The sequence below is a fragment of the Streptomyces sp. NPDC031210 genome, assembly GCF_055570395.1.
Window position 1 is genome coordinate 21,190 of the sequence record NZ_JBVIHH010000014.1, and the last position, 11,176, is coordinate 32,365.

An 11,176-nucleotide genomic window follows, 5' to 3' on the forward strand; every position below is an offset into this window, starting at 1 on the left:
TATCTAACAGGTATACATGGGGCCGGCTGTCGGTTCAGTGTCCCGTCGACGCCTGGTACGAGGAGGAGCCCATGCGGTGGAAACGTGCCGCGGGAAGGGCTCTGCTGGTCTGCTCGCTGCTGCTGGCCGGCCATGCGGGCGTCCGGTCCGGGGAGCCGGCCGGCGACTCGGCCGGCCGGGGCCCGATCACCCTGGTGACGGGCGGTGACCTCACCGGCTACCTGCGCGGTGTCCTCGACGGCTGGAACGACCGGCATCCGCGCGAGAAGGTGACGCTGGTCGAGCTGCCGGACGCCGCCGACGAGGTGCGCGCCCAGATGGTCACCGAGCTGCGCTCCGACAGCGACCGCTTCGACGTGCTGAACATCGACGTGGCGTGGACGTCGGAGTTCGCCGCCGCGGGCTGGATCAAGCCCGTGGACGGCGGCCGGTTCCCGCTCGATCACTTCCTGCCTCCCGTGGTGGACACCGCCACCTTCCGGGGGCGGCTCTACGCGGTCCCGTACGTGACCAACGCCGGGCTCCTTTATTACCGCAAGGACGTACTCGACCGGGAGGGCGCCCGGCCACCGCGCACCTGGGCCGAGTTGGAGACGCTCGCCAAAACGGTGGCGCCCAAGTACCGGCTCGACGGCTACGCGGGCCAGTTCCTGCCGTACGAGGGGCTGACCGCCAACGTGGTCGAGGCCGTGCAGTCGGCGGGCGGCACCGTGCTCGGCGGCGAGGGCACCCGCGTCACGGTGGACTCCGCCGCCGCCCGCCGCGGCCTGTCCTTCCTGCTCGACGGGGTCCGCGAGGGATGGATCCCCCAGCGGGCGCTGACGTACAAGGAAGAGGAGTCCCGCAGGTCCTTCCAGGACGGCCGGCTGTTGTTCCTGCGGAACTGGCCGTACGCCTACGCGCTGGCCAACGCCCCCTCCTCCAAGGTCGCGGGGAAGTTCGGCGCGGTGCCGCTGCCGGGCCCCGACGGGCCCGGCTCCAGCGCCCTGGGCGGCTCCAACCTCGCGGTCAACTCCCATTCGCGGCACCAGAAGTCGGCCGCCGAGCTGATCTCCTATCTGACGACGGAGTCGGTCCAGCGCCGCGTGCTCACCGAGGGGGCGCTGCCGCCGGTATGGGCCGATCTGTATGCCGATCCCCAACTGGTGCGCCGCTTCCCCTACCTGCCGACGCTGAAGCGGAGCGTCCTCGCGGCCCGGCCGCGACTGAAGAGCCCGCATTACGACCAGGTGAGCCTGGCGGTGCAGGCGGTCCTGCACGACGCGCTCACCCACCGGCGGAGCACCGAGGCGACCGTCGCGCGGTTGACCCGTGAACTGCGCGCCATCGTCAGCCGCGGCTGACGCGCGCACCGCCGGCCGTCCACAGGTGATCCATCTACTTACTTGTTAGGTAGAGCGGGACCTGAATATTCACCTCAAACTCGGGCATCTCGCGGCGTTCTTTGCCCATTTCGTTGACACCCAAATGACATTCCTACTTAACATGCATGCATAACAGCGCTCCGCAGGCCGCACGGCATGCTCAGTTAAGAACGGGATCACGGCAGATGCTCACAGCCACGGCAGGGAACGGCTCCACGTCCGCCTCCACGCCTTCCCCCGCCCTCCCCGGACAGGCCGCCGCCACGCCCGCGCCGGCCGCCGACACCGTGTCCCACGACACGGCACAGCGCTGGTGGCGCGACGCGGTGATCTACCAGGTCTATGTCCGCAGCTTCCTCGACAGCACCGGCGACGGCATCGGCGACCTGGCCGGCGTCCGCACCGGACTGCCGTACCTCAAGAAGCTGGGCGTGGACGGCATCTGGCTCAGCCCCTTCTACCCCTCGCCGCAGCACGACCACGGCTACGACGTCGCGGACTACCGCGACGTGGACCCCGTATACGGCGACCTCGACGAATTCGACCGGCTGGTGGCCGACGCCCACCGGCTGGGCCTGAAGGTGCTGCTGGACATCGTCCCCAACCACTGCTCCAGCGAACACCCGTGGTTCCGCGCCGCCCTGGAGGAAGGACCGGGCGGCCCGTCCCGGTCGCTCTTCCACTTCGCCGACGGGCGCGGCGAGAGCGGCGAACTGCCGCCCAACAACTGGCGCGCCATGTTCGGCGGCCCGGCCTGGTCGCGCGTCAAGGAGACCGGCTCCGCGGCCGGTGCCGCCGACGGTCAGTGGTACCTGCACATGTTCACCCCCGAGCAGCCCGACCTGAACTGGCGCAACCCCGCGGTGGCCGCCGACTTCGAAAAGGTGCTGCGCTTCTGGCTGGACCGCGGCGTCGACGGCTTCCGCATCGACGTGGCCGCCGGCCTGTTCAAGCACCCCGAACTCCCCGACTCGCCCGACCCGTCGGCCGACGAGCGCACCCGCGACTCGGTCAACCCGCTGGCCTGGAACCAGCCCGAGGTCCACCAGGTCTGGCGCGACTGGCGCGCGCTGTGCGAGGAGTACACCGCCCGCGACGGCCGCGACCGGCTCCTCGTCGGCGAGGTCTCCGTACGCACACCGAGCGAGCAGGCCGCCTACGTCCGGCCCGACGAACTGCACCAGGCGTTCTTCTTCCACCTGCTGACCGCCCGCTGGGACGTCGACCTCTTCCGCACGGTCATCTCCGAGGCGCTGACCGACATCGCGGGCACCGGCTCGACGGTCACCTGGGTGCTGAACAACCACGACCAGGTGCGGACCGTCACCCGCTACGCGAGCGAACCCGGCGGCACGGCCGGGGGCGCCCCGGGAACGGAGTCCGGGGGAGGTCTGGGCCCGGCCCGCGCCCGCGCCGCCGCGCTGCTGATGCTGTCCCTGCCCGGCGCGGCCTACATCTACCAGGGCGAGGAACTGGGCCTGCCCGAGGTCGTCGACCTGCCGGACGAGGTCCTCACCGACCCGATCTTCCACCGCACGGGCAGCCGGCAGCACATCCGCGACGGCTGCCGGGTGCCGCTGCCCTGGTCCGGACACGCCTCGCCGTTCGGCTTCACCGCCGGTACCGACGCGGCACGGCCCTGGCTGCCGCAGCCCGACTGGTTCGCCGACCACGCCACGGACCGCGCCCTGGCCGACACCCGGTCGTTCTGGCACCTCTACCGCGAAGGACTCCAACTGCGCCGGAGCCTGCCGCAGCTCGGCGAAGGCACGCTGCGCTGGCTGGAGTCCCCGCCGCAGGTGCTCGCCTTCGTCCGCGGCGACGGCCTGGTCTGCGCCGTCAACTTCGGCACCGACCCGGTGCCCGCCCCCGTCTCCGGCACCCCCCTGCTCGCCAGCGGCGACTGCCCCGCCGGAACCCTCCCCGGTTCCACCGCCGCCTGGTGGATGACCACCCCCGACCCCCGATAACCCCCACGGCCCAGGCGCCCACGCACCCGGTCCCACCCCTCGACAGCCCGGCCCGACAGTCCGACCGAAGGGAACCCCGATGAGACACCCCGCAGCACGACACACCCGAACCGCCCTGTCCGGCGCGGCCGTACTCGGCCTGGCGCTCACCGCCACCGCGTGCGGCGGCGGAGCGACCGCCGGCGGTGGCAAGCAGGAGCTCAGCGGCCAGTCGGTGACCGTCGCCGGCGTCTGGACCGGCGTGGAGCAGCAGAACTTCAAGAAGGTCCTGGACGCCTTCTCCGACAAGACCGGCGCCAAGGTCACCTTCTCCTCCACCGGCGACAACGTCTCGACCGTCGTCGGCAGCCAGATCGAAGGCGGCAACGCCCCCGACGTGGTGATGGTCCCGCAGGTCGGCGTGCTCCAGCAGTTCGCCGAGAAGGGCTGGCTCACGCCCCTGTCGAAGGACATCGCCACCACGGCCGAGAAGAACTTCGCGAAGGTGTGGAAGGACTACGGCACGGTCGACAAGACCTACTACGGCCTGTACTTCAAGGCTTCCCACAAGTCGACGGTCTGGTACAGCCCGGAGGCGTTCGAGCAGGCCGGCGTCAAGCCCGCCACGTCGTACAAGGAACTGCTGGCCACGGGCCGCACCCTGTCCGACTCCGGTGTGCCGGCCTTCTCCGTCGCCGGCGAGGCCGGCTGGCCGCTCACCGACTGGTTCGAGAACATCTACCTCTCCCAGGCCGGACAGGACAACTACGACAAGCTCGCCGCCCACAAGATCCCCTGGACGCACCCCACCGTCACCAAGGCGCTGACGACGCTCGGCAAGCTCTTCGGCGACAAGAACCTGGTCGCCGGCGGCGGTTCGGGCGCGCTGCGCACCGACTTCCCCGAGTCCGTCCAGCAGGTCTTCGGCCCCGACCCCGAAGCCGGCATGGTCTACGAAGGCGACTTCGTCAGCTCCCTGATCACCGACGAACTCCACAAGGAGGTCGGCAAGGACGCCAAGTTCTTCCCCTTCCCCGCCGTCGACGAGGGGAAGGCACCGGTGGTCAGCGGCGGTGACGCCGCCGTCGTGCTCAAGGCCGGCAAGAACAAGAAGGCCGCGATGGAACTGGTGAAGTACCTGGCCACGCCCGAAGCGTCCGCGATATGGGCCAAGGCCGGCGGCTACCTCTCGCCCAACAAGAAGGTGCCCGCGGGCGCCTACCACGACGAGATCACCCGCAAGGCCGCCCGGTCGCTGACCGACGCCGGCAACTCCGTGCGCTTCGACATGTCCGACCAGGCCCCCGCGGCCTTCGGCGGCACCCAGGGCGCCGGCGAATGGAAGCTGCTCCAGGACTTCCTGCGCGACCCCTCCGACGCCAAGGCGACGGCCGGCAAGCTCGAAGCCGCCGCGGCCAAGGCGTACGGAAACTAAGGACCGAGGGACTCAAACCCATGCCTGTCACCACTCCCGCGGTGGCGCCCGCCAAGACGCGCGGCGCCCCGCCCGTCCCGCCCCGCCGCACCTCCGGCGGGGGCGGGGCGCCCGTGCGGCACGCGGCCCGGCGCCGCAGACGCATCGCCGCGGTCTTCCTCTTCCCCGCACTCCTGCTGCTGGGCGCCCTCGTGGCGTACCCCATCGTCTTCTCCGTCGTCCGCAGCCTGTACGACGCCTCGGGCGACACCTTCGTCGGCGCCGAGAACTACACCACGATGTTCCAGGACCCGGCCACGCTCCGGGCCATCCGCAACAGCGCGATCTGGGTCGTCTTCGCCCCCGCGCTGCTGACCGGACTCGGCCTGGTGCTCGCCGTCCTGACCGAGAAGATCCGCTGGAAGACCGCGTTCAAGCTGCTGATGTTCATGCCCATGGCGATCTCCTTCCTCGCCGCCGGCATCATCTTCCGCCTCGCCTACGAGCAGGACCCGCAGCGCGGCGTACTCAACGCGGTGGCGGTGGGCATCCACGACAACGTACGGGGGGAGACCACCTCCTTCCCGACCGCCAAGGTGCGCCTGGGCGACAAGGATCTGACCAAGGGTCAGGACGGTTCCTACCGCACCACCCGCCGCACCGACCCGGGCAACACCGTCAACCTCGGCCTGGTCGGCGTCCCGCCCAAGGACCTGCCGCCCACGGCGCGGCCCGCCGCCCCGGCCGCCAAGTCCCCGGCCGCCGACGGCGAACTGCGCGGCGTGGTCTACCTCGACTTCACCCCCGGCGGGGGCGGCAGGCCCGGCGTGGTGGACCGCGGCGAACGGGGACTGCCCCGGCTCACCGTCGAGGCGGTCGATTCCCACGGCAAGGTGGCGGCCAAGGCCACCACCGGACCGGACGGCGCCTACCGGTTGAGCGGTCTGCCCGCCGGGTCCTACGCCGTCCAGCTCCCCGCCCACGACTTCGCCCCTCCCTATGAGGGCATCTCCTGGCTCGGCCCGGCCCTCATCACGCCCGCCATCATCGGCGCCTACATGTGGATCTGGACCGGCTTCGCCCTCGTCCTCATCGGCGCCGGCCTCTCCTCCATGCCGCGCGACGTCCTGGAGGCCGCCCGGATGGACGGTGCGAACGAGTGGCAGGTCTTCCGGCGCATCACCGTGCCGCTGCTCGGCCCCGTCCTCGGCGTCGTCTTCGTGACGATGGTGATCAACGTGATGAAGGTCTTCGACCTCGTCTACATCATCGCCCCCGGCCCCGTACAGCAGGACGCCAACGTCCTGGCCCTGCAGATGTGGCTGGTCTCCTTCGGCGGCGGCAACAACCAGGGACTCGGCAGCGCCCTCGGCGTCCTGCTGCTGCTTCTGGTGGTCCCGGCCATGGCCCTCAACATCCGACGTTTCCGCAGGAGCCAGTCATGACCACCCTCCAGCGAACCGCCGCGCCCCGCGGGCGGGCGAAGGCCCGACCGGCCGGACGCCTGAGCCGCGGCCTGATCCAGATGGTCCTGCTCGTCATCGGCCTGGTCTGGCTCACCCCCGCCGCCGGCCTCTTCCTCTCCTCCCTGCGTACGGAGGAGTCGAACGCGAGCAGCGGCTGGTGGACCGCCCTCACCAGCCCCGCACAGTTGTCGCTGGACAACTACACGGCGCTGCTGAAGGACTCGGGCATCACCCAGGCGTTCTGGAACACCGTGCTCATCTCGGTGCCCACCACTCTCGCCGTCGTGGTGATCGCCGCCCTGGCCGGCTACGCCTTCGCCTGGCTGGAGTTCCCCGGCCGCGACTGGATCTTCCTGATGGTGGTCGCCATGCTGGTCGTGCCCGTCCAGATCGGACTGCTGCCGGTGGCCAAACTGTTCGGCGCGCTCGGACTGTTCGGCTCCATCCCGGGCGTCGTCCTCTTCCACACCGCCTACGGCCTGCCGTTCGCCATCTTCCTGCTGCGCAACTACTTCGCGGAGATCCCCAAGGAGATGCTGGAGGCCGCCCGCATGGACGGCGGCGGGGAATGGCGGATCTTCTCCCAACTCGTCCTGCCACTGGGCCGTCCCGCCATCGCCAGCCTGGCCATCTTCCAGTTCCTGTGGGTCTGGAACGACATGCTGGTGGCCCTGCTCTTCGCCGACAACGGATCACAGCCGCTGACGGTGGCCCTCCAGTCGCAGATGAGGCAGTTCGGCAGCAACATCGGCGTACTGGCCCCCGGCGCCTTCCTCTCCCTGATCGTGCCGCTGATCGTGTTCTTCGCCTTCCAACGGCACTTCGTACAGGGGATCATGGCCGGTTCGGTCAAATAGGTGACGTCGGACGCTGACGGCCGGGGCGGGTGATCGCCCCGGCCGCCGCGCGTTGCCCCGCGAAGCCTGAGGTCACGTGTCCGATCGCCAAGGAGCCGGTCCGGTGCCGGCGGCCCACGCTTTCAAGGCCGCGTGATCGAAGCACACGATCCCGCACCGTTCGGCGTAGTCGACCGCGGGATCGGTGAACGCGCCGGTGGTGACGACCACCGCGACATCGGCCCGATGCACGGCGAAACACGTGCCCCCGAAACGCTGCACGTCCTGGGAGCCGACCTTGTGGGAGTCGTTGTAGCGCTTGCACTGGATGACGACGGTGCGGCCGTCGGGTGCCGACGCCACCACGTCCGCGCCCAGGTCGTTGGCGCCGCCGACCACGACGGCCTCCCGGCACCCGTCCCGCTCGCAGAGGCCGGCCACCGCGTCCTCGAACTGCCCCGCGTCCATACCCGCGTAGTCGCCCGCCTCCGCCCCGGGGGCCGAACGGGTGACACGCGCGCGGGTCCGACGCCTCCGCAGGAAGAGGAAGCCGGTCGCGACGGCCACCAGTGCGATGAGTACGACGGCCCCGGGGCGGATCCCGGAACCCTCGAACGCCGTCCTCGCGGTCAGACCGAGTCCGAGCACGCCGATCACGATGAGGCCGAACGAAACCGTCAACTGCCGCAGGCTGAAAGCGGAACGACGTGGTGCGGGACGTGAGCGGCGAAGGGGTGCGCCCATGGACGGCTGTCTCCTAACGGCAGGTGAAGATCGTTCAGTCGCGTGCCCGCGACTTGCCGGTTCACCACCGTCTTTCTCCGACCGGTCTTCTTCATCGGGCACCGCAGCGGGGTACACATGGGAGGGCCGACCCCCGACACACACCCGCAGGAGTTGAGCCGTGACAGTGGACCGGCATGGCCACGCGATGAGCGACACCAGCACCGAAGCCGTCGCCGACTACGAACAGGCCCTCGATGACCTGCTGTTTTTCCGGCCGCGGATCGTTCGGACCGCGCAGGCCGCGCTGACCGCCTCCCCCCGGTCGGTGATGGGGCAGACGATGGCCGCGTATCTGGGAGTGCTAGGAACGGAGGAGAAGGATGCCGCCGCCGCTCGCGAGGGCTTCCACCGCTTCCGCTCCGGCCTGGACACGCACAAGCTGACGCCCCGCGAGCGCATGCATGTCGCCGCAGCGACGGCCTGGCTCGACGGTGACATGCGCGGCGCCGGCCGCATCCTCGGCGACCTCACCGTCGCCTTCCCGCGCGATGCCCTGGCACTGTTCGCCGGGCACCAGCACGACTTCCTCACCGGGGACGCCCAGCGCCTTCGCGACCGTATCGGCGGGGCGCTCGACGCGTGGGACCAGGACGATCCCCACCGCGGCCCGCTGCTCGGCATGTACGCGTTCGGGCTGGAGGAGTCGGGCCACTACGAACACGCCGAAGAGGTCGGCCGGGCGGCCCTCGCCCGCCACCCGCACGACGTGTGGGGAATCCACAGTGTGGTGCACACCTACGAGATGCGCGGACGCTTCACCGACGGGATCCGCTTCCTCGACGCCCGGCGCGACGACTGGGCGAGCGGCACCCTGCTCGCCGTCCACAACTGGTGGCACTACGCCCTCTACACATTGGAGACCGGCGACACCGCCCGCGTCCTGGAGATCTACGACGCCGTCCTCCACCACGACCGGTCGGCGGACGTGGCCATGGAACTGCTGGACGCCGCGGCCCTGTTGTGGCGGCTGTACCTGGCACGGCACGAACACAGCGCCCGATGGGCGGCGCTCGCGGACGCCTGGGAGCGACGCGACGACGGCCCCCACTACGCCTTCAACGACGCCCACGCGGTCATGGCCTACGTGGGCGCGGACCGCCTCGACCAGGCCCGGCGCCTGGTGCGGGACCGGGAGAAGTGGGTGGCGGCGGGGCCCGGCGGGACCAACGAGGTCATGACCGCGGAGATCGGCCTGCCGGTCTGCCGCGCACTGATCGCCTACGGTCGTCAGGACTACGCCCGGGCCGCCGATCTGCTGCTGCCGGTCCGCCACCGCCTGCACACGTTCGGCGGCAGCCACGCCCAGCGCGACGCGATCCAGCGCACCCTGGTCGAGGCGTCCCTCCGCGCGGGCCGCACCGAGCTGGCGCGGGCCCTGCTCAGCGAACGGATCCAGCTCCGCCCCGTCTGCCCGTACAACTGGTCGGCCAAGGCCCGCCTCGAAGAACAGCTCGGCGACCCGGCGCGCGCGGCGGCCGCCCGCGAACGCGCCGCCGCACAGGCCACCACCTCCTGACGCATGCGGGGCAGGCATCCCGGGCAGGCGGGATGCCATGGGAACGCTGAACCGATGGGAAGAAGCCCTGGAACATTGGCAGGACACGTTGCTGGCCAAGGTATTCCCCAGCGAGCCGGTCGAACTGGTGGACGCCTTGCGGCAGGAATGCGACGCCCACGCCGTGGTGTGCAGCGAGAGCCGGGTAGTGGTGCCCAACGCCTACGAGGTCGAGCTCGCCCCCGGCGTCCACAAGGAGCTGCTACGGCGCGGCGGCCAGGTGGGGCAGGCACTCACCGACACCCTGGCACGCCACGGCGAGAAACACGGCTATGAATGGGCCGGCCCGCTGACCGTGCGCGTCACCACCGCGACGCATCTGCCCAACGGCCGCTACCAGGTCGCCAGCAGCCCCATGCCTCATGTGCGCGCCGACGCGTTCCCCGAGGCCGGCTGAGCGCGGGCGTACCGAGCGGGCCCAGGAGGCCGTACAGGTGATTCCTGCCGCCTCCTGGCACGGCGGGCGGGGCGCACAACGGGGGCGTGGGAAGAATGAGTCCGCGCTGCCACGCACCGCGCGAGCGCCTGGGACACCCTGAGCGAAGAACGTGGTGTGGGCGCGACTTCCGATCACGAAGGGCGCCCTGCCAGCTCGGGGCCCGGAACCCCCCCACCGCCTCCCCCCATCGAGGTCTTGAGTTGAAGCACACAAGCGTACCCACGCGACGTACCGTCATCGCCGGTGCCGGTGCGGTGGCACTGATCACCGCCACGCTCACCCTCCAGAGCGCCGACGCCGCCTCGCCCCCAGCCCCCGACCCCACGTCCGCCACCGCCGCCGCACAGCGCGCCAAGAACATCAGCACCTCGCTCGGTGCGGACGGTGTCGGCTTCTACTACGACGCCCGGAACCACAAGCTCATCGTCAACGTGACCAATGAGGGCGCCGCCCGCAAGGCGCGCGCGGCCGGTGCCGAGGCCCGGATCGTCAAGAATTCCCTCGCCTCGCTGAACGCGGCCCGCACGATCCTCAAGAACAAGGCGACGATCCCCGGTACGGCCTGGGCCATGGACCCCAGAGCCAACAAGGTGGTCGTCGTCGCCGACCGCACCGTCAAGGGCGAAGCCCTCGCGCGGCTGAACAAGGTGGCCGCCTCGCTCGGCGGCCGGGCCGTCGTCAAGCAGTCCAAGGGCGCGCTCCGGCCGCTGATCGCCGGCGGCGACGCCATCTGGGGCAGCAGCGCACGCTGCTCGCTCGGCTTCAACGTCACCAAGGACGGCCAGCCGTACTTCCTGACCGCCGGTCACTGCACCGACGCGGTACAGAACTGGTCGGCCTCGCAAGGGGGCGACGTCGTCGCCGTCACGGAGACCGGCAGCTTCCCCGGCGACGACTTCGGGCTCGCCAAATACACCGAGTCCGCCGCGCACCCCAACGAGGTGAACCTCCACAACGGCCAGAAGCAGCCCATCGTCAGGGCGGGCGAGGCGATCGTGGGCCAGAAGGTACGCCGCAGCGGCAGCACCTCCCATGTGCACGCCGGCGAGGTCACCGCGATCGACGCGACCGTCAACTACCAGCAGGGGACGGTCAACGGCCTGATCAGGACCACCGTCTGTGCCGAGCCCGGCGACAGCGGCGGGCCCCTCTTCGAGGGCGACACCGCGCTGGGCCTGACGTCGGGCGGCAGTGGCGACTGCGCCACGGGCGGCGAGACCTTCTTCCAGCCGGTGACCGAGGCTCTGGAGAGAACCGGATCGCGGATCGGCTGACGCACCGGCGGGGGGGGGGGGGGGGGGGGGGGGGGGGGGGGGGGGGGGGGGGGGCGGAGACCCCACCCAGAGGGATAGGCGAGATCTTCTCCC

General features: G+C 70.8%; 9 protein-coding genes. 8 read left to right on the plus strand and 1 reads right to left on the minus strand.

Annotation, left to right across the window (positions count from 1 at the left end; genetic code table 11):
• The first annotated feature begins 71 nt into the window (after positions 1-71).
• From ACZ45Z_RS24230 to ACZ45Z_RS24250, 5 genes are all read left to right on the plus strand, one after another.
• Complete coding sequence (locus ACZ45Z_RS24230) at positions 72-1,343, plus strand: ABC transporter substrate-binding protein (protein WP_468366024.1); 1,272 nt, start codon at positions 72-74, stop codon at positions 1,341-1,343.
• Between the two features lie 206 nt (positions 1,344-1,549).
• On the plus strand, positions 1,550-3,334 hold the full coding sequence (locus ACZ45Z_RS24235; RefSeq protein WP_468366026.1) for a glycoside hydrolase family 13 protein: 1,785 nt from the start codon (positions 1,550-1,552) through the stop codon (positions 3,332-3,334).
• A gap of 79 nt (positions 3,335-3,413) precedes the next feature.
• Positions 3,414-4,748 (plus strand): ABC transporter substrate-binding protein, encoded by a 1,335-nt coding sequence (locus ACZ45Z_RS24240; protein WP_468366029.1) that lies wholly within the window; start codon positions 3,414-3,416, stop codon positions 4,746-4,748.
• Between the two features lie 20 nt (positions 4,749-4,768).
• A complete protein-coding gene (locus tag ACZ45Z_RS24245; RefSeq protein ID WP_468366032.1) occupies positions 4,769-6,172 on the plus strand; it encodes an ABC transporter permease in 1,404 nt (467 codons plus the stop codon).
• 80 nt (positions 6,173-6,252) lie between these two features.
• On the plus strand, positions 6,253-7,050 hold the full coding sequence (locus ACZ45Z_RS24250; RefSeq protein ID WP_468366500.1) for a carbohydrate ABC transporter permease: 798 nt from the start codon (positions 6,253-6,255) through the stop codon (positions 7,048-7,050).
• A gap of 72 nt (positions 7,051-7,122) precedes the next feature.
• On the opposite strand, the gene ACZ45Z_RS24255 is transcribed toward ACZ45Z_RS24250, so the two are convergent.
• The gene (locus ACZ45Z_RS24255; RefSeq protein WP_468366035.1) at positions 7,123-7,710 is read right to left on the minus strand and encodes a restriction endonuclease; all 588 of its coding nucleotides are present in this window, start codon (positions 7,708-7,710) and stop codon (positions 7,123-7,125) included.
• 250 nt (positions 7,711-7,960) lie between these two features.
• Between ACZ45Z_RS24255 and ACZ45Z_RS24260 the strand changes: the two genes are divergently transcribed.
• The 3 genes from ACZ45Z_RS24260 to ACZ45Z_RS24270 all read left to right on the plus strand — a co-directional run bounded on the left by ACZ45Z_RS24260 (position 7,961) and on the right by ACZ45Z_RS24270 (position 11,083).
• On the plus strand, positions 7,961-9,331 hold the full coding sequence (locus ACZ45Z_RS24260) for a tetratricopeptide repeat protein (RefSeq protein WP_468366037.1): 1,371 nt from the start codon (positions 7,961-7,963) through the stop codon (positions 9,329-9,331).
• 37 nt (positions 9,332-9,368) lie between these two features.
• A complete protein-coding gene (locus ACZ45Z_RS24265) occupies positions 9,369-9,767 on the plus strand; it encodes a DUF3662 domain-containing protein (protein ID WP_468366040.1) in 399 nt (132 codons plus the stop codon).
• A 242-nt stretch (positions 9,768-10,009) separates the two neighbouring features.
• Positions 10,010-11,083, plus strand: coding sequence for a S1 family peptidase (locus ACZ45Z_RS24270; RefSeq protein WP_468366043.1), 1,074 nt, complete (start codon positions 10,010-10,012; stop codon positions 11,081-11,083).
• Positions 11,084-11,176 lie beyond the last annotated feature (93 nt).

Excerpts from the sequence above, each read along its gene's own strand:
- ACZ45Z_RS24230 (WP_468366024.1), top strand. The coding sequence starts at position 72 with ATGCGGTGGAAACGTGCCGCGGGAAGGGCTCTGCTGGTCTGCTCGCTG.
- ACZ45Z_RS24235 (WP_468366026.1), top strand. The coding sequence starts at position 1,550 with ATGCTCACAGCCACGGCAGGGAACGGCTCCACGTCCGCCTCCACGCCT.
- ACZ45Z_RS24240 (WP_468366029.1), top strand. The coding sequence starts at position 3,414 with ATGAGACACCCCGCAGCACGACACACCCGAACCGCCCTGTCCGGCGCG.
- ACZ45Z_RS24245 (WP_468366032.1), top strand. The coding sequence starts at position 4,769 with ATGCCTGTCACCACTCCCGCGGTGGCGCCCGCCAAGACGCGCGGCGCC.
- ACZ45Z_RS24250 (WP_468366500.1), top strand. The coding sequence starts at position 6,253 with ATGGTCCTGCTCGTCATCGGCCTGGTCTGGCTCACCCCCGCCGCCGGC.
- ACZ45Z_RS24260 (WP_468366037.1), top strand. The coding sequence starts at position 7,961 with ATGAGCGACACCAGCACCGAAGCCGTCGCCGACTACGAACAGGCCCTC.
- ACZ45Z_RS24265 (WP_468366040.1), top strand. The coding sequence starts at position 9,369 with ATGGGAACGCTGAACCGATGGGAAGAAGCCCTGGAACATTGGCAGGAC.